The 18,939-nt window shown below is 55.6% G+C and carries 13 protein-coding genes and 1 tRNA gene; 3 read left to right on the top strand and 11 right to left on the bottom strand.

The genetic code is table 11. The features are described 5' to 3' along the window. Nucleotides 1-19: 19 nt before the first annotated feature. The 8 genes from G536_RS0111995 to G536_RS0112030 all read right to left on the bottom strand — a co-directional run bounded on the left by G536_RS0111995 (nt 20) and on the right by G536_RS0112030 (nt 12,319). Nucleotides 20-1,891 (bottom strand): beta-galactosidase, encoded by a 1,872-nt coding sequence (locus G536_RS0111995; protein ID WP_026880095.1) that lies wholly within the window; start codon nt 1,889-1,891, stop codon nt 20-22. A gap of 106 nt (nt 1,892-1,997) precedes the next feature. Then, nucleotides 1,998-3,443, bottom strand: a complete 1,446-nt coding sequence (locus tag G536_RS0112000; protein ID WP_022823841.1) for an alpha-L-fucosidase — start codon at nt 3,441-3,443, stop codon at nt 1,998-2,000. A 27-nt stretch (nt 3,444-3,470) separates the two neighbouring features. Next, nucleotides 3,471-5,045, bottom strand: coding sequence for an alpha-L-fucosidase (locus tag G536_RS27585; RefSeq protein WP_211223329.1), 1,575 nt, complete (start codon nt 5,043-5,045; stop codon nt 3,471-3,473). A gap of 270 nt (nt 5,046-5,315) precedes the next feature. Continuing rightward, nucleotides 5,316-5,690, bottom strand: a complete 375-nt coding sequence (locus G536_RS0112010) for an L-rhamnose mutarotase (RefSeq protein WP_022823843.1) — start codon at nt 5,688-5,690, stop codon at nt 5,316-5,318. Between the two features lie 133 nt (nt 5,691-5,823). Continuing rightward, nucleotides 5,824-6,546, bottom strand: a complete 723-nt coding sequence (locus G536_RS0112015) for a copper homeostasis protein CutC (RefSeq protein WP_022823844.1) — start codon at nt 6,544-6,546, stop codon at nt 5,824-5,826. Then, the gene (locus G536_RS0112020; protein ID WP_022823845.1) at nt 6,543-7,571 is read right to left on the bottom strand and encodes a glycosylasparaginase; all 1,029 of its coding nucleotides are present in this window, start codon (nt 7,569-7,571) and stop codon (nt 6,543-6,545) included. The genes G536_RS0112015 and G536_RS0112020 overlap by 4 nt, the downstream gene beginning before the upstream one ends. A gap of 78 nt (nt 7,572-7,649) precedes the next feature. Beyond that, the gene (locus tag G536_RS0112025) at nt 7,650-9,017 is read right to left on the bottom strand and encodes a vanadium-dependent haloperoxidase (RefSeq protein ID WP_026880097.1); all 1,368 of its coding nucleotides are present in this window, start codon (nt 9,015-9,017) and stop codon (nt 7,650-7,652) included. Continuing rightward, complete coding sequence (locus tag G536_RS0112030) at nt 9,014-12,319, bottom strand: VCBS repeat-containing protein (protein ID WP_084708596.1); 3,306 nt, start codon at nt 12,317-12,319, stop codon at nt 9,014-9,016. The genes G536_RS0112025 and G536_RS0112030 overlap by 4 nt, the downstream gene beginning before the upstream one ends. Before the next feature lie 452 nt (nt 12,320-12,771). Between G536_RS0112030 and G536_RS0112035 the strand changes: the two genes are divergently transcribed. After that, nucleotides 12,772-14,052 (top strand): sugar MFS transporter, encoded by a 1,281-nt coding sequence (locus tag G536_RS0112035; protein ID WP_022823848.1) that lies wholly within the window; start codon nt 12,772-12,774, stop codon nt 14,050-14,052. An 8-nt stretch (nt 14,053-14,060) separates the two neighbouring features. Here the strand turns inward: G536_RS0112035 and G536_RS0112040 are convergent, their stop codons facing one another. Continuing rightward, nucleotides 14,061-15,086, bottom strand: a complete 1,026-nt coding sequence (locus G536_RS0112040) for a LacI family DNA-binding transcriptional regulator (RefSeq protein ID WP_022823849.1) — start codon at nt 15,084-15,086, stop codon at nt 14,061-14,063. Nucleotides 15,087-15,664: 578 nt separating this feature from the next. Here G536_RS0112040 and G536_RS32885 point away from each other — a divergent pair. Beyond that, nucleotides 15,665-17,383 carry an OmpA family protein gene (locus G536_RS32885; RefSeq protein WP_022823850.1) on the top strand — a complete coding sequence of 573 codons (1,719 nt, stop codon included), beginning with the start codon at nt 15,665-15,667 and terminating at the stop codon, nt 17,381-17,383. A 164-nt stretch (nt 17,384-17,547) separates the two neighbouring features. On the opposite strand, the gene G536_RS0112050 is transcribed toward G536_RS32885, so the two are convergent. Together G536_RS0112050 and G536_RS0112055 are read right to left on the bottom strand one after the other, a co-directional pair. After that, nucleotides 17,548-17,961, bottom strand: coding sequence for a hypothetical protein (locus tag G536_RS0112050; protein WP_022823851.1), 414 nt, complete (start codon nt 17,959-17,961; stop codon nt 17,548-17,550). 268 nt (nt 17,962-18,229) lie between these two features. Further along, nucleotides 18,230-18,304 (bottom strand) — tRNA-Arg (locus tag G536_RS0112055). Between the two features lie 147 nt (nt 18,305-18,451). Here G536_RS0112055 and G536_RS27595 point away from each other — a divergent pair. After that, complete coding sequence (locus tag G536_RS27595; RefSeq protein ID WP_022823852.1) at nt 18,452-18,937, top strand: organic hydroperoxide resistance protein; 486 nt, start codon at nt 18,452-18,454, stop codon at nt 18,935-18,937. The last annotated feature ends 2 nt before the right edge of the window (nt 18,938-18,939 follow it).

Here is an 18,939-nt window from a genome sequence, read left to right on the forward strand (position 1 = left end):
GCTTAGGATTGAGGCATCGTTATTGACTGGCCTCTAAAATCGGCTTGACTGTCGTCTTGAGTTCCTTTTGCAATACGTCGTTTTGCTGCTCGAAAAGCATCACTTCGTTCTTGCCTTTATTCAGCCAGCAACCCGGCAGATACAAGGTTTGCTGCGGCCCGACTTTCCAGTACCGCCCCAGGTTGTGGCCGTTCACGAAAACGATGCCTTTGCCCCAGCCGCGCATGTCCAGGAACACGTCGCCGGTTTGCTTCACGTCGAAGGAACCGGCGTACAGGGTGGGTTTGCCTACTTGGTTTTTAGTGGGGTATTTGGCGAGGTCGGGCACCTTGTCAAAGGGGAGCTTGTACATCAGCCAGTTTCCCGTAACGTCGGAGCCGTTGAGGATTACGGGCGCAATGATGCCTTTGGTATTGTGCACAATTTCAGCGCCGTAGTTGATGCGGCCCATGTTTTCCACCAGCAGCTCCAGCGTGGCATTGAATGGAATTTGCACCTCCAGCTCGTACTGGTTTTCCTGGCGGTTCAGCTCTCCCACCTTCTTGCCGTTCACGTACACCGTGGCAAAATCGCGCAGGCCTTTCACTTGCAATTTGCCCTGGGCCGGCTGCGTGAAGCGGCGGCTGTACAGCACGTAGCCGTGGCCCTGGTTCAGGTCCTCGAAGGAAAGCGGGGTGTCGTTGGCCACGGGCTTGTTGTCCTTTTTCAACTCGAACAAATCCACGGTTCTGGTGAGCTGGATGGCCGGCAGCGTAACGACCGGTATCGGAGCTGGCACCGTCGGAACGGGGTACTTGACGTACCGCTTCATCAGGTCCCGCACGGCGTTGTACTTGGGCGTCGCCCAGCCTGGCTCGCTGATAGGGGCATCGTAGTCGTAGCTGGTAATGTCGGGCTGAATTTCGTGCTCCTCGTTGTAGTTGGCCCCGGCAGTGAAGTTGAAGTTGGTGCCGCCGTGCACCATGTAGAAGTTGAAATTGATGCCGTTTTGTAGGTAGGTTTCCACCTGTTTGGTTACCTGCTCGGTGGGCACCCGGATGAAAGGCTCGGCCCAATGGTCGAGCCAGCCGGGGTAGTACTCGGCTACCATGTAGGGGCCTTTGCCGCCGTTGAACTGGTTGATGGATTTTTTCAGGCTCTCCACATTGCCTTCGCCGTTGGCGGTTGGCAACGCCCCCGCCGTAGCGCCGCCCGCAAAAAACACGGGGGCATCGGAAGTGAAGAACGGGCCTTCCAGGCCAGCCTCCGTCAGCAGGCGCTTAATGGCGGCGTTGTACTTGCGGTGCTCTTCCAGTGGAATATCCTTGCGCTGATCCACATACGACCCAAACTCATTCTCCACCTGGGTCATGATGATGGGGCCGCCCTTGCTTGCCTGCATGTCTTTCACTTGCGCGGCCAGCTTGTTGATATAGACCTTGCAGGAATCCAGAAACGGCTGGTTGTTGGCCCGGATTACCAGGTTCTGGTTTTTCTGTAGCCACCACGGGTAGCCGCCAAACTCCCACTCCGCGCAGGCGTACGGTCCCGGCCGCAGAATCACGAATAAGCCTTCCTCCTGCGCCGTTTTAAGGTACTCGATGAGGTTACGGTTGCCGGTTTTAAAGTCCCATACGCCCGGTGCCGTGTTGTGGTGGTTCCAGAACACGTAGGTAGCTACCGTGTTGAGCCCCATAGCCTTTATCATCTTCAGCCGGTGCCGCCAGTACTCCCGCGGAATACGCGCATAGTGCATCTCGCCGGAGTGAATCTGGGTGGCTTTGCCGTCATAGACAAACTGGCCGTCTTTTATCTCGAACGTGTGCTTTTGCTGAGCCTGGGCTGGCAAACCAGTTCCTAGCATCAGCAGGCCGACAACGCAGGGTAGAAACCGAGGCTTTAAAGAAAGCATAAGTGAATTCGGGGGTTGCTGTCGTGCTGGTGCGGCAAAGACTATGGGTTTGAAACCCCGCAAGCATTATTTGGACTCCTCGCCGCGTTCAGGCTGGCAGGATGAGTTACTCGGCTACGAAAGCAAAAGCCAGGGCCGGATACGCGCCGGCTTGTTTGGCTAGCGCCGCGGGTAAAGTCACGCTCACTTGGGCGCCCTGCTTGGTCCATTGCACTGTTTTTCCGGTTTGCAGGAGCGTCATTTTGCTGCCTTTCTTCGGGGCGTTGCCGGCCCACGCAATAGTCGTAGGCGCGGCTTTGTCCTCGGGCAGGCAGGCGATGGCGTAACGCATGCCTTTTTTGCCTTGCGTGAAGTAGGTGCTACCATTCTGGTATTTCGCCGTGGCGCGGGTATTGTAAATGGCCGCGCCATTCACATCCAGCCACTTGCCAATGGCTGTCAGGCGCGTTACGGCTTCGTTGTCCAGCGTGCCATCGGGCTTGGGGCCCACGCCCAGCAACAGGCTGCCCCCCTTAGCCACCACTTCCACCAGCGAATGAATCACCTTGGTGGGCGACTTATATGTGTCGTTCGGTACGTAGCCCCAGTTGTTGGCCAGGGTCAGGCAGCTTTCCCAGGGGTTGTCGATTTTGTGGTCGGGGACGCGCTGCTCGGGGGTTTGGTAGTTCTCGTAAGGACCATGCACGGTGCGGTCAACCATGATGAGGCCGGGCTGGGCCTGCCGGGCCATAGTGGCAATGCGGGGCATATTCACGTCTTGGCTGAACTCCGGAATAGGCGCGCCCCAGGCGCGCACTTCGGCATTCACGGTTTCCTTGGGCCGCACCCAGCCGCCATCGAGCCACAGAATGTCCATGGAGCCGTAGTCGTGCATCAGCTCACTGATCTGATTATACGTGAATTCTTGGTACTGCTTCCAGCGCCACGGGTACTTCTTGATGTCGTAGTTGACGTTGCGGTTGGGCGTGGCGTACTTCGGCCACCAGAAGTTCTGGGTGTGCCAGTCGGGCTTCGAGAAGTAAGCCCCAATCATGAAGCCTTCCTTGCGAAACGCGTCGAATACGTACTTGGCTACGTTGGCCTTGGGGTTGTCTTTGAAGGGGCCGTTCGTGATTTTGAAGTCTGTCTGCTTGGTATCAAACATGTTGAAGCCGTCGTGGTGCTTGGTGGTGAACACCAAGTAGCGCATACCCGCCTTTTTGGCCACGCTGGCCCACTGTTCGGGGTTGAATTTCACCGGGTTGAAGTCCTTGCTCAACCCCCAGTACCACTTCTTGTAGTCCTCGTAGGCCATGGTGCTGTCGCGCTCAATCCAGTCTTCCGAGCAAATCTGCCACGACTCAATAATGCCCGGCACCGCGTACAGCCCCCAGTGGATGATGAGGCCAAATTTCTGGTCCTGCCACTTGTCCAGCTTCTGCTTTACCAGCGGGTCGGTGGGCGCCTCGTACTGGCTCGACTGCTGATGCATGCCTTGCTCCTGGGCCAGCGCCGGCAACGCGCCAGCGGCAGTAAGCAACGAAAAAGCAAGGGTAAGTTTCTTGAAATCCATATGCGGTTGTTCTGAAATGTCAGCTCGTTACTTGCTGCCGGGCAGCTCAGCTTGCTTGTAGAGGCCGATGGCGGAAAGGGTAGGATTCAGCCGCGAGGCCGTAATGCGCAGGCGCAGATACTGGGCTTGCAGTGGCTCGAACTTGAGGATGCGCTTATAGCCCACGGTGGTACCCGCGGCCACGGTTTTCCACTCCTCACCATGTTTGTACTCCAGCACAAACTGCTCAATACGCTGCCCCACGGTGATATTTTCCTGCAATTGCAGCACATCAAACTTCTGCGGAGCCGCGAAAGTGAAGTTAAGCACGGCCGTAGTGTCGCGGCCGGTGGTGGTCCAGTGGGTGTTGTAGTTGGCATCCAGCAGGGCCTTCGTCTGGCGGGCGTTGGTGCCAGTTATCTTGGCGCTTTTCAGCAGGTTGTTCGCGTAGGTCTGGTCGAGAGCAGCTTTCCAGGCTTTCAAGCTAACTAAATCGTTTTGGCTGATGAGGCCGCGCGTATCAGGCGGAATGTTGAGAAGCAGCACGCCGTTGCGGCCCACCGAGCTATTATAAATATCGAGCAGCTGCGCCGGAGTTTTCACCTGGGTGTCTTCGGCCGGATGATAGAACCAGCCCGGCCGGATGGACACGTCTATTTCCGCCGGATACCACACCAAGTTTTGCGCCTGCCGGATTTTCGCCCGGCTGCCCAGGTCGTCCTCCATCATATTTTTGGGCGCGAAGCCCGCTTGCTGCTGGGAGTTGGCGGCCACTTTATCCTGGCTTTGCGTTTCCAGCGGCACCACGCTCCATTCCGTTTCGCGCCCGTAGCCCGATTCGGTGCCCACCCAGCGCACATCGGGGCCCATCACGGCAATGGCAGCCGTGGGTTGCAGCTTCCGAATAAGCGTGTACCAGCGGTTGAAGTCGTACATCTGCTTTTTGCCGGTGGGGCCTTCACCGTTAGCCCCGTCAAACCACACTTCGTCCACGCGCCCGTAGTTGGAAAGCAGTTCCGTGAGCTGGTTTACGAAGTAGTTGTTGTACTGAATGGAGTCGCCAAAATACTTGGAGTTTCGGTCCCAGGGCGAGAGGTACACGCCAAACCCAATGCCCTGCGCGCGGCAGGCCTCGGCCACTTCCTTCACCACGTCGCCTTGACCGTTTTTCCAGGGACTGTTTTTCACGGAGTGCTCCGTGAACTTAGACGGCCACAAACAAAAGCCGTCGTGGTGCTTGGCCGTGATGATAACCTGCTTGACGCCCCCCTCCTTGCACGCCCGCACCCATTGCTTGGCGTCGAGTGCCGTGGGGTTGAAGAGTTGCGGGCTTTCGGTGCCATCTCCCCACTCTTTGTTGGTGAAAGTATTGATGCCGAAATGAATAAACCCCGTTAGCTCTAGCTGCTGCCACCGTAGCTGCCGCGGCGAAGGCGTTACGTTGGCCGCCTGCCGAACGATAGTGGCTTCCGAGCTACCAGCCGCAATTTTCGCGTAGTTTTTTTCGGTGTATAGCTGAGAAAAACCAGCCCGCGGCGCCATCCCCAAAAAGCTGATAGCAAGGAGTTGCCCCAGCCGCTTCGGCCATTCCAATCTGCCCAAACGGATGAGGTGCTTTTTCACGCTAGATCAGAGCATTAGGTGAATTCAGACGGGCATTACCGGCTATAATACTTAGGAACTGCTGCCGGAACAGCGTAGACTTAGGACTAGCAGTAACCTAGAGCCCGCCACATCAGGTTCTGGCGCCTGCTAGGGAATGTGTAGAGCTGAACCGAAAGTAATAAACTATTCGAGGAAATAATAAGAATATTCGGAAATATGTATAAAAAATCACTAAGTGTGTGCGCCAACACACTTACATGAATGCAATTATTATACGGAGTAAGTGCTTCACGAATCCAACGTGTAGATGCGTTCCATCAACTGCCATTTCTCGTTGGCCGTATTGGTAGCTGTCGTTTTTTGGAACTGCGAAACGTAGGCTTCCCATTCGGCTTGCCGGGGTTTGGTGGCTAGCGCTGTCATGGCTTGCTCGTGGTCGAAATCGGCTATGGTGTCCATAATCATGAACAGCTGCCGGCCCAGCAGATAGATTTCCATCTTCAGAACGCCCACTTCACGAAGGCCCTGGTTTATTTCCGGCCATACCGCGTCCGGCCCGTGCGCTTGCTTGTACTGCTCGATTAAGGCGGCATCGTCTTGCAGGGTTAGGGTTTTGCAGTAGCGCTTGAAATGCGGCGGGTAGTGGGATTCGGAGTATTCCATGGATGAATGGAGCAAGAAGATAGAACCGTGCTGACTAGCACAGCATGTTTGAAAGCCAGCCGTTCGAAGTGGGTGCTGGCGCGGCTACGCTGGATATAGGCCCGTTACTAGAGTTCAAGGAAAGCGCGCTGGCTCAGGCAGAGTTCAGGCGCCCCAATAACTCCTGGACAATAGCTGAATCGGTTTCCCAGCGTGGCGTATCAAACTCGGTTGCTTTGGCAGCGGGCGGACCCACCAGTTGTTTTTTGGCGCTGGCGTGAAACTCGTGGGCCCCGGTATGTTCAACCAAGCCTTGAATAGTAGCGGGCGTAACGCCCGAGCCCGGCATGATGCTGATGCGCCCGGCAGCCTGCAGTACCAACGCGGCCAGTTGTTGTTGCCCAGCCGGTGCGGTCGGCTGCCCTCCCGAAGTCAGAATTCGTTGGCAACCCAGGTTGATTATTTCTTCCAGCGCCTCATGTTGGTCCGGGCACGCATCGAAGGCCCGGTGAAACGTTACCTGCAAAGGGCCGGCCGCTTCCATCAGCCGTTGACAGCTTGCTATGTCCACGCGGCCCGCCTGAGTCAGGGCCCCGAGCACGACGCCCGCGCACCCCAGCGCTCGGCACTGGCGGATATCAGCTTCCATGATGGACAATTCCTCGGCATCGTAGTGGAAGTTGCCGGGCCGCGGCCGAATCAAGACGAAAACGGGAATGGCAAGCAGCTCCCATACCCGCTGAATAGTGCCGTACGAAGGCGTAGTGCCGCCTTGTTCCAGGTTCTGGCACAGCTCAATACGGTGCGCGCCGCCCGCCTGGGCCGCCACCGCCGACTGCACCGAGCCGGCACAGATTTCTAGTAGGCGCGTCCTCATTTCAGCAGGTACTCGCTTTCAATGAGTTGCTGCTGGTTGCTGGCATCACAAACGGCGTAGCTGAAGCCTTTCTGCAACGCAAAAGCGCCGTGCTGGCCTTGGTTGTTTACGGCAATGAAACACACCTGAATGTCACGGGCTTTGGCGCCTTTGATTTTGGCGATGCGTTCCACGGCAGCTTTGCAGGCGGCTTTCGGCGAGAGGCCCTGGCGCATCAGCTCCACCACGGTGTGGGCCCCGGCCATCCGAATCACGTCTTCGCCCTGACCAGTGGCGGCGGCGGCCCCCACAGCATTGTCCACGAACAGGCCCGAGCCAATTAGGGGGGAGTCGCCGAGGCGGCCGCGCATCTTGAAGCCCATGCCGCTGGTGGTGCAACTGCCGCTCAGGTTGCCGCGCGCATCCTGGGCCAGCATGGCAATGGTATCGTGGTTGTTGGGGCCACCGCCCACGGGCCCTACCGGCTTCTTGTTGCCGGAGTTTTCGATGTTGACGATGGGCTTGTATTCACTGGTTTTCAGCCACTCCTTATACGCTTTTTCGGCATCGGGGCTGAGCTTTTGGGGCTCTAGTGGGAAGCCCTGGGCTACGGCAAATTGCTGCGCGCCTTCGCCTACCAGCATCACGTGCGGGGTGCGCTCCATAATGCGCCGCGCCACTTGTATAGGGTGCTTGATGCGCTCCAAGGCGGCCACGCTGCCGCAATTGAACTGCTCGTCCATGATGCAGGCGTCCAGCGTCACGATGCCATCCCGGTCGGGGTTGCCACCCAGGCCCACGCAGCAGTTCTGCGAGGCTTCGGTCACCATCACGCCGGCCTCCACCGCATCGAGGGCGCGGCCGCCTTTGCTTAGGATTTTCCAGGCGCCCAGGTTAGCGGCTATGCCATCGTTCCAGGTGGAAATAACCAGCGGCTTGCCCGCCGCTGGCACTGGCGGCAGGGCCACGGCTTCGGCTGATTGGCCGGCGGCTAGTACTGCCAGCGAGGCAGCGGAAGAGGTAAGAAACTTGCGGCGAGTAGGCATGCGGTAGAAGAGTAAAATGGACGCCCGCAAAGAAATCAGTTTTGCGAGTGACGTTTCAAAAAATCAGGGGGCGCAACCTTAGCGGCGGTACCCCACCCCCTTGTTGGTTGCCAGCGGCTTGATACCGGCGCTGCGAAGCTGGGCAACGATATGGTTCCCGATTCGCTTGCCCTGGTCGTTGCCGTTGTCGATGCTTTCCATGTAGTGAATGCCGCCGTAGAACCGGGAAATGGATGCTTCGGTGGCCGCCTGCCGGAAGGATGTAAACGCCCGCTCGCCACTGCCAAACGGAATTTCGGTGTCATCTACGTAGGCAATGTTGTCGCCCAGCAGGTAGGTGAGCACCTCGGCCGAGGCGTTGGAAACCACTGCGTGTCCGCTGGTGTACTCGGGGAAGGGCGGCGTTTGCAACATGGGCTGCCACTTCACGTCCACGTAGCGGTTGATGTAGGTTTCGGGACGGATGCGGTTGGTGACGTATTTCATTTCCCAGCAGCTGATAAAGGCGTCCATCAGGGTGATGCCTTCCAGGCACAACACTACCACTGTGTTGTCGAAACCCAGCTTAACCTGCTTGGATACCAGCGCCGCAATGTTCATCCAGTGCCCCCCAGGGCTGATTTTCTTGAACCCAATTGACATGTGGCCCGCCGTATTAACGGCGAAAGGGTTACAATCCCAGAACTGTGCCACCTGGGTTTGGTCGGCGGTGAGCTGCTTGGAAACGTGGTACACCGCCTTGGCCTGCCGGTGAAACGCCGAGGCGGTATCACGGCTAAACGGCACCGGTAACGCGGGCCGAAACTGCTTGGCCGAGTCAATCATCATCGGCCGAATGGTTTTCCAATTGGGCTCCACTGGCTCCATGTACGCGGGCGGCGTAGGATACCATTTCCCGTCTTCTTTGAGCGGTGAATACCGCTTGAGGGCGCTGAGCCGGGAGTAGCGGTCGGTTTTGGAGAAGCCCACCGCCGCCGCCGCCGCCAGCTTGCCCACCCGCACCGATTGCGCTAATATGCCGGGCTTGAAACCTGCTTTTCCTAATTCTTGCAGCAGGCTGGCTTGCTCATCGGCCAGTGTTTCGCCGGAAGGCAGCAGCAAGCGGGCAGTTTCCAGGATGCTGTAGTAAGCGGCCACCCGGTAGTCGTACCTGGCTTTCACGGTATCAAGCCGCAGGGTAGCCGGGAAGCTCTTGACCAGACTGGGCAACGCGGGCAGATTTTTGTCGTGCGCGGCCACAATAGCGTAGGCTCCCAGCATGGTATACGCGTAGTATCGAGCCGCTACCGGCGGGCTCACCACATCATGCACCATCAGCATGTTGATGATATTGAGGGCCTTGCCTGGCTCAAGCTGTGCGTCGGCGGCGGCTGGGGCGCCCGCCTGCGAATGGCGGGTGCCAAGCAGCAATAACAGCGTTAGTAGTAGACGTGTCGTGCAACTCATCGTTCCTTTTTATAAAACTGTACGGGCCCGTTGCTTACTCCCACCACCAAGTACGCCTGGCGGTTCACGGTTATTTCACTCACCGATTTCACGTCTCCCAGCACGCAGATACCGGCGGCTAACTGCTTCACGTAACTGAACTGCCCTCGGCCGTTGCCCTGGAGCAGGCAGCCGTAGTTGGCATCTATGCTGCCTAGTTTCAGGCGGTTATCGGCGTGGTTACCGAGCAGCAGCAAGTCGGGGTGGCCATCGTGGTTGTAGTCGCCGCTGGTTATTTGGATGACCACCGAAAACTGGGCTTCGGTGGGCAGCTCGGTAGCCACGAACTTCCCGCCTTGGTTGAGGTAGAGCATGGTGCGTAGCTCGTTAACTTCCAGCTTGCCCGCCTTGCCTAATTCCTCGGCCGTGAAAATATCCTGCATGCCCGCATCGGCGTAGGCTTTGTAGGAAGTGAACCGGCGGCGCATGGGGTAGATTTCCTCGTTCAGCTCGTCGCGGCTCACAAACGGGTAGCTTTTGCCTTGCACGTAGAAGTTCAGGAACGGGTCGATGGAGCCGTTGTTGTCGAAGTCGGCGTAGTACAGCTCGGCCGGTTCTTGGCGGGTGGCCCTGATTTGGGTGTTCAGCCCTAGGTTGCCGGCCACCAAATCCGGCTGCCCATCGGCATTCACATCGGCCACGTGCAAACTAAACCAGAAGCCCTTTTGGGGAGCGTTGAAGTAGGTGGTGGTTTCATCCTGGAAGCCTTGCCTGGTGTTTATCCAGACGGTTAAAGGCATCATTTCGCCGCATAGCACCAAGTCCTTGCGGCCGTCTTTGTTCAAGTCCACCCATTGCGCGTCGGTGACCATGCCTGCCTGAGCAAATGGCACCGCTGCGGCCGAAAACTTGCCTTTACCATCGTTGAGCAGCAGGTAGCTGGGGGGCGCCAGCGGGTACTTACCCGGTATCACCCGACCGCCCACAAAAACGTCCAGGTCGCCGTCGTTATCCGCGTCGGCCGCTCGCACGCAGCTTTTGCTGGCGGCGTTTAGTGGCGGTAAGCTGGCGGCGGCCAGCGTCAGGTGGCCCTTGCCGTCGTTTAGATACAGCTCGTCTTGTAGTTCGTCGTTGCCCGCTTCGTACAAGGAGTAGCCACCTTTCGCTAAATACAAATCGGGGGCGCCATCACCGTTGGCATCGAAGAAAGCGGCCGCCGCTACCGTGCCCGCATTGGTGGTAGCAGTCCGCGCCAGGGCGGTTTCCGCGAACTTACCGCCCGCCTGTTGCAGGTAGAGCTTGCCCACTACTTCCTGCGAGCCGCTCACAAACAGGTCGTCCAGCCCGTCCTTGTTCACGTCGGCCGTCACCATCACCGGAGCAGTTTTGGAGTACATAAACAGCATGAGCAACTGCCGCTTGAAGTCGTTGAGGGCTTCTTCTTCGGGCCTGAAATTAAACAGCGGCGCGGCCGGCTTGAACAGTGTTTTCGGCACGGCCACCTTGCGGGCCAGCTGCTTTTCGTCGGGCTTGGCGCTGAGTTGCAGTAGTTGGTTGGCCTTCACCTTGGTGAAGAGCTGTGCTGCTTGGTTGGGCCACACAACGCGCACGGAGTCAACAGTCTGGTTGCTGCCCAAGCCGAAGTTTAGCGTCGTTGACACGCACGACAGGTAGCCCCGGTTGGGGTTGAGCTCCTGGTACTGCACGTTGCCGGGCGTGTACACGTATACCTTCGCGCCCACGGCATTGGTGTTTTTCGCTGTGCCTGTCAGCTTCAACGCCAGATAGGCCGCGCGGTGGTCCTCGGTGCTGCGGTTGCGGTAGATGCTGGCCGGCTGATTGAGGGTATTGACCACCAGATCCAAGTCGCCATCATTGTCTAAATCGGCGTACACCGCGCCATTGGACATGTTCGGCTGATTCAGGCCCCACTCCACCTGCTTGTTGGAAAACGTCAGGTTGTGCTCGTTGCGAAAGATGTAATCGGGCACCGAAGTGGAGGGCATGGCCGTCACCAGATCCATCAGCAGGAACGGCTCGCGCGCCATGGCTTTTTTGATCTTGTAATCCCCCCAGTAGCGCAGAAAATCCTTGTTGGTGTAGTCGCGCAGGTAGCCGTTGCTGATGTAGATATCCTTGAAACCATCGTTGTCGAAATCGGCAATCAGGGGGCACCAACTCCAATCGGTACTTGACACGCCGGCCAGTTGCCCGATTTCGCTGAAGGTGCCGTCGCCATTATTCAGGTGCAGCATATTGCGCATATACTGCTGATACAAATCCTGATTGAGCATCAGCCCAAACGTTTCGTAATTTTCCTGTAGCTGCAATGATTTTTGGCGGTGGTTATCCGCAGGCAGCATATCCAGCGTGAAAATATCGGGCTGCGCATCATTATTGAAATCGGCAATATCCACACCCATGGAAAAGTGCGAATGATGCCGCAGCATTTTTCGGGATTGGTCGGTGAACGTGCCGTCGTGGTTATTGATGTACAGGTAATCCGGCTCGTTGTAATCGTTGGTGACGTATATATCCGCCCACCCATCTTTATTTATATCCGCTACGGCAACACCCAGCCCAAACGTCAGCGGACTTTGAACAATACGAGCCGTTTTAGAAACATCGGTAAAATGCCCGTTGTCATTCCGAAATAATTTATTTCCTGCCAGCGCGTCTACTTCTCCTTTGTAGCGGGCAAACTCCATGTTGTCAATCTTCTTGATGTTATGATCAAGCAAGAACATGTCAAGGTCACCGTCGTTGTCGTAGTCGAAGAAGGCGGCTTGGGTGCTGTAGCCGGGGTCGTCCAGCCCGTAAGCTTTGGCTTCTTCCTTGAACTTACTCCCGCCTTGGTTGATAAACAGCTGATTACGCCGAACCTCATCGGATTTTTTGCCGGAATAGCATACGTAGATATCCAGGAGCCCGTCGGCGTTGACATCAGCCATCGTGACGCCGGTTTTCCAGCCATCCTTGCGGCCCTCTAGTGCGGGAGAAGCCTGGGTGGTAATATCCTTGAACTTGAAATTGCCCTGGTTGAGGTACAACCGATTGGGCCGCATATTACCGGTGAAAAAAATATCCGATAACCCGTCGTTGTTGATATCACCAACTGCTACGCCGCCGCCATTATAAAAGTATTCGTACGATAGAATATTCAGTGCTTCGTTTTCACTGACTTCATTATTGAAAGTGATACCCGTTTCTTTTGCGCTTAGTAAATTAAATAAAGGCTGTTGCGCACTGCTACTACTACTGATGCCTATACCGCACAAGATGAGTAGGGTTTTCAATCTGATTTTGAAACAGCAAATGCGCATGATTAAGTTAATTTGAATTTGCTGGTTACTGCGTTGAAAGAGCTTTATCTAGTAATAATTAAGTGGTGTATGAAAAATAAAAACAAATTAATTAACTCTCTTTTTCTAAGGAGATAGTACTAGCAACAGGCCCCTTTCCTTGGCGGTGAGGTTAGCATCTAACTCCGCTTTTAAGGCCTGGCTCAATGAAACTAATAGATACCCATCTTGCGTCGTTACCCAAGCTGTGCATGGGGGTTGAGAGTTCTTAAACTCTCTTCTCCATCCGCTCAGTGACGTTTCCTGCTCTGTGGCTGATGGCGAATATGCTAACAAGTCTGCTCTTAACCTACATGAAATTAATCTGCTAAAACATTTTAGCTTTGGGTTTAGCTTCCACGGGCTGGATTACGTGCTATATTCACTATAGCTGCGCTAGCCGACTTCCACCTCATTCCCACTATCTGCCCTTTATGGCTGCTCTTCCTCCTGTTTCACCTAGTGTATCCACCGTTAGTGACCCGTCGGCTACCACCCAGCGCTACACGTCGGCGCTGAGTGCCGTCACGACGCTCTTCTTTTTGTGGGGGTTTATCACCTGCCTCAACGATATCCTGATTCCGTATCTGAAAGCTATTTTTCAGCTCTCCTTTGCGCAGGCCAACCTCATCAACCTATGCTTTTTCGGGGCGTACTTCCTGATGAGTATCCCGGCGGGCAAGCTGGTGGCGCGCGTGGGCTACAAGCGCGGCATGCTGCTGGGTTTCGTGGTGGCCGCTATCGGGGCATTCTTGTTTTATCCAGCGGCGGCCCAGCGGGCTTACGGGCTGTTTCTGGGGGCGCTGTTTGTGTTGGCGTCGGGTATCACGCTGTTGCAAGTGGCAGCCAACCCGTACGTGGCCATTCTAGGGCCGCCGGAGTCGGCATCGGCACGCCTTACGCTCACACAGGCGTTCAACTCGCTGGGTACCACGCTGGCCCCATTGTTAGGTAGCGCACTTATCCTGAGTCATCTGCCGAAGCTTGATACCGCAGCCTCAGCCGCAGCTATCGATGTGCGGGCCGTGCAGTTGCCTTATCTGGTTATTGGCGGGACGCTACTGCTCATTAGCTTGCTGCTGAGCCGCGTGAACCTGCCAGCCATCGTCCACGCCACCGACAACGACAGCCCGACAGGCTCAGACCAGCGCCGGGCGTGGCATTACCGGCATTTGGTGCTCGGGGTAATCGGCATTTTCGCCTACGTGGGTGCCGAGGTGGCTATTGGTTCGCACATCGTAAACTACCTCGCCTTGCCCGAAGTAATGGGGCTTGACCCTAAAGAAGCTGGCGACCAAGTAGCCTTTTACTGGGGCGCGGCCATGGTAGGTCGTTTTGCCGGAGCATACCTGCTCAACAAATTTCAGCCAACCAAGTTACTAGCCATCAATGCCGTGGGCGCAGTAGCGCTGGTACTTATTTCTATCAATACCACCGGCGCGGTAGCCATGTGGAGCCTACTGGCGGTGGGGCTGATGAACTCGCTGATGTACCCCACCATCTTCACGCTGGCCATGGCCGGACTGGGCCGGCAAACTGAGGAAGCTTCTGGGCTGCTGTGTACGGCCATTGTAGGGGGCGCCTTGGTGCCGCTATTGTTCGGCTTCATCGCTGACCATAGCAGCCTACGCTTGGCGCTGTTACTACCCGTTTTGTGCTACATCTACATCATGTGGTACGGGCTGCGTGGCAGCCGACGGGTTGATGCGGTGTGAAGAGGAGGCTACGATATCGGCCGGATAGAGGATGCGCGTATTACCAACTGTGGGGTTAGCTGAAGTTGCACCGAGGTATCGGTAGTAGTTGGGTCCTCCAGCTCGTTTAGTAGGGCATTAATAACGCTTTCAGCCAATGCTTCCATGGGTTGTGCCACCACCGTAATAGGTGGCGAATACAGCCGAAACAGGTCGTTGTCGTCGAAAGAAACCACCGCTATTTGCGCTGGAATACGGCGGCCCAAACGGTTTAAGGCTTCCAGACCCGACACCCCTAAGTAATTGGTGGCAAAGAGTACAGCATCGCAGTGGGGGTGCATCTCGAAGAAGCGCTGCATAGCCAACACAATCTGCTCGGGCTCCTGCGGAAACGCAATTTCCTGCACCAGTTCCGGTTGCTTGTACTCGCGCAGGGCTTGGCGGTAGCCTTGTTGCCGAGCTGCCATCTGCGTCTGCTCGAGCTGGGTGATGACGAGTGCTATGCTAGTGAAGCCCTGTGCCAACAGGTGCTGCGTGGCGGCGTACGTGCCCGCTACGCCATCAACTACCACCGTATTGGTTTGTACGCCCGGCAGGACCCGGTCGAAGAGTACAAGGGGCTTGCCGCGGCGTACAAGGGAACTGATTTCGGCTTCCACTCCATTAGGCAGCGCCAGGATGTAGCCATCAACATGGCGCTCCTGAAACATAGTTAGTAAGTCAAGCGCTTTCGCCGTATCGTTATTGGTGCTGCAATATAGGATGCGGTAACCACGGGCTAACGCTTTCTTCTCAATCAGCGCGGCTATTGTGGCGAAAAATGGGTTGGCAATATCTTCCACTACCAGCCCGATAACGTGGGTTTTACCGGTGCGTAAGCTCTTGGCTAGTTGGTTGGGCTTGTAGCCCACCTCGTCCACATACGTAAGCACTTTCTCGGCCAGCGTGTCGCTAATGCGCTTTTCACGGGCCTTGCCATTCAGGACCAACGACACCGTGGCAATGGACACACCCAAGTGCTTGGCAATGTCGTGAATGAGGATTTTCTTTTTCAAGTTCGAATAGTTTTTCCACCAAAGGCTGGTGCTATTACCTGCTGGTAGATACGCTATCTGAAGACCGATGGTCTAGAGTGCACCCAAACAGTAAGCTAAGATAGGATTCGCTGTCAATCCAACTCAAGTTGAAAAGGTGAGCAGTAGCCGAGCAAGCAAGGTCGGCAATTGTAATTGAAGCAGGCATCAAAAATGCGCAAGCCGAGTGAGACGGCAAGAAGCGGTACTTGCTGTCTCATTCATGATTAAAATTCAAAAATTGAATGGCTTAGTAAGCGGTATGAACCAGCGGGCTTGAGCTTATACAGTCAGCACGCAGATACTCATCTTCACCTATCAAGGGAAGCTATTGGTCGAAATAGTGTTCCTGCGCACTACAAATTGCAGTAAATTCGAAGCTAGTTCCCGTACGCGGCGCTGCTCCTTGATGCGAATTGAATTATTCTATTTTTCAATTGCTTCATCCACCAAAGAAGCATTGGCATCTAAGGCAGTAACTGCGCTGCTACATGAACTGTTTTTGCGGGCTATATCCTTCGGCCAGGGTCACCTGTACGGTCTGCTCATACTTCCTTCCTATGATGCACTTCCTTTCCCGTTTTCAGTTATCTGCTTCCCTTCTCCTAGCAGCAGTTTTTGCAACCCAATTACAGCCTGCTTCTGCCCAAACCCGGGAACGGCGCACCAGCCTCGGAATCAACGCCAGCACCTTGCAATACCAAGGCGACTTTGGCTCCGATTATTGGAAGTTTAGCAGCAACAACCAGTATGCGCCTGGCCTAGCCGTTAATTTTTATTTGTTTCGGGGGCTGGATCTGAACACTCAGTTCTTTTACGGACAATTAAAGGGCCGAAAGAGTGCTACTTCCTTTTTCAACACCACGCTACTTAACAGCACCTTAGGCTTTAAGCTAAAACTTAATAACGGCTGGGCACTCAAGGAAGAAGCACGCATTCAGCCTTACTTGCTGGGCGGAGGCGGTTGGATGTATGCTAGCCGGGCGGGCCTGACGGATGGTAACCGCATCGACGAAAACAAGGGCTATATAGATGTAATGGGCGGGGCAGGCATCAGTCTTCGCTTAGGCGGTGGGGTTAGCTTTTTTGTGCAAAGCAGCCAGCATTTGCCTATGTATGCCAATCTCGATGGGGTGCCAGCCGCCACTACCCCCCGATGGGCCGACCGGTTTTTACAGCATACCGTAGGCCTGACGTTCCATATGGGACAAGCCCAGGATACCGACGAAGACGGCGTACCGGACCGGCTGGACCAGTGCCCCAGAACGCCTATTGACATTGAAGTAAATGTACATGGTTGCCCCCTGGATGATGACCACGATGGCGTACCGAATTATCAAGACCAATGCCCCAACGACCCTGGCACGGTTGAAATGCGCGGCTGCCCCGATACCGACCAAGACGGAGTAGATGATGTGGATGACGCCTGCCCCGATATACCTGGTAAACCCGAACTGCACGGCTGCCCCGATACTGATAATGATGGGGTAGCAGATTCCGACGACAACTGCTTGGATACGCCCGCTGGTGCAACGGTTGATGCCAACGGCTGCACGGTGGCTACTACAGGCAACTCACCTGCCCGTACCGAATCGGCCCGTACTGCCGCGGCATCTGGTTCGACTATTACCGATGCCGACATTGACGGCGACGGTACCCCTAACTCTACCGACCGTTGTCCCACCGATGCTGGTCCGGCTACCAACCATGGCTGCCCCGAAATCAAAGCCCGGGACCGGCAACGGTTGCAAAAAGCTACTCTTCTTATTGGTTTCGAGCGGAGCAAGGCCACGCTGCTGCCTTCGTCCTACTCGACGCTCGATACCATTGCCCAAATCCTTACCCAATACCCTAACTACTCACTCAGCATTGCCGGCCACACCGACAGCCAGGGTGCATTGGCGTACAATCTGCGCCTGTCGCGGGAGCGGGCGGCGGCGGCTCGGCGCTACCTGTCAAGCAAGAGCACACCCGATACTCGGGTGGAACTACGCGGCTACGGCCCAACTCATCCCCTTACCAGCAACACGACAGAAGCCGGGCGCATACGCAACCGGCGCGTAGAATTCGACTTGTTCCTTACTGGTGAACCCAACGCAGCTCAGGTGAAGTACGGCGCTGAGCCCACCATGCCAGTTGCCGCGTCAATCAAACCTAAAGCTGGGGCGGCTAAAAAGAAGCCCGCCAGCAGGAAGCCCAATACAGCGACACTAAAACAACGAAAGAGGAAGCAGGTGGCAAAAAAGCCCATTCGCACCACCAATGCAACTGGTTGGTAGCTCCCTCTCCTAATTTAGGCAGCCGGCTTTTTTCGTAGCTTTCTATTGGGTAAGCCCACAACATACTTTTCAACAACATAAAAGGATCCTGGCTTACGCCAAGACCCTTTTATGTTACTAGAAATGACTTTCCGGCCGCCGCTTATTCGGCCCGTAGCACCGTTTTATTGCTGAGCTTTTCGTAACCATTCCTGGGCAGCAGCCAGAAAGAAAAAGTGCTGCGTGTTCATATTTTTTATGGCCTCCAACTGCACTGCCTCGGCGTACACGGCGGCTAAGGAGCCGGGCTGCACCAAGTTGGCCATGTGGGTAAGGCCGGCTTGCTGCGCACGGGGCATCCAGTTTGCCACCACCCATTCCACGGCTTCCTCGCTCCAAAAACCACTGATCTGGCGGTTGTCATTGAGCAGGCAGCAGCATGCTTTTTCCCGTAGCACCTCAATCCCCCGGTTGGCGCCGGCTAGTACGCTGGCATAGCTTTGCTCACCCAGCCACGTAAAAACCAGCCAATGATTTTCCGCATCATATTCGATAGTGAGATGGATGCGTCCAAGGGCATCAAGTAGGTGAATAGGCATGCAGGAAGCAACTAAATTGCCCATAGTGGGCGAAACTATAAATTACAGATAGTCGGAACCTGAGCTCTAGACAAAATTGCAAGTTGCCCCTGCAGCACAGGCGCAACGACAGCAAACTCAGAGTTCAGAAAGCAAAAACTACCAGGGTAGCGTTCAGACAGCCCCCCGTAACAAGTAAGTCACGGGCACCTCTCCCCCTCGGTAAACGCATCATCACAAGCCCACTTCAAAAAACAAAACCCCCTCACTTCACTGCTGAGGGGGTTTTTGGTGGTCACGCTAGGAATCGAACCTAGATCAAGAGCTTCGGAAACTCTCATACTATCCGTTGTACGACGTGACCCGGTTAGGAGGGGCAAAACTAGCCAGAAATAGCGGTGCAGCCAAACGCAATGCCTGATTTTATCTAAAATCATGTGGCTTCCTACTATAACCTTCCAGACGTTTATTCAGTTAGCTATTCTTACAACCCGATCAACCTACTTCTATTATGGCAACCACTGAAAAGAAAACTCTCTACACGGCTGATGCTTCAGCTGTTGGCGGCCGTAGTGGCCACGTCCGCTCCGCCACTGGTATCATCGACTTGGATATGTCGGTACCCGAAGGTTTAGGTGGCAAAAAAGGCGCTACCAATCCTGAGGAGCTATTTGCAGCTGGTTACGCGTCGTGCTTTCAGCAAGCCCTGCTGGTTATTGCCCAGCGCGCTGGCGACAAGCTTGATGCCGATACCACGGTGGCCTGTTCAGTATCGTTGTTTCAGGAAGGCGAAGGCTATGGCTTGAGCGCCGTACTCGACGTGGACCTCAAGAAATTCGACCGTGAAAAAACTGTAGAAATGGTGCGTCAGGCGCATAAAATCTGCCCATACTCGGTGGGCACCCGCGGCAACATGGAAGTGGAACTGCGCGTGCAGGGCGAGGCTATTCCGGTAGCCGCCGAGGAAAATGCTGGCGTTGCTGAGAAGGGTAACTAAAC

The sequence above is a fragment of the Hymenobacter norwichensis DSM 15439 genome (genome assembly GCF_000420705.1).
Classification (GTDB): domain Bacteria; phylum Bacteroidota; class Bacteroidia; order Cytophagales; family Hymenobacteraceae; genus Hymenobacter; species Hymenobacter norwichensis.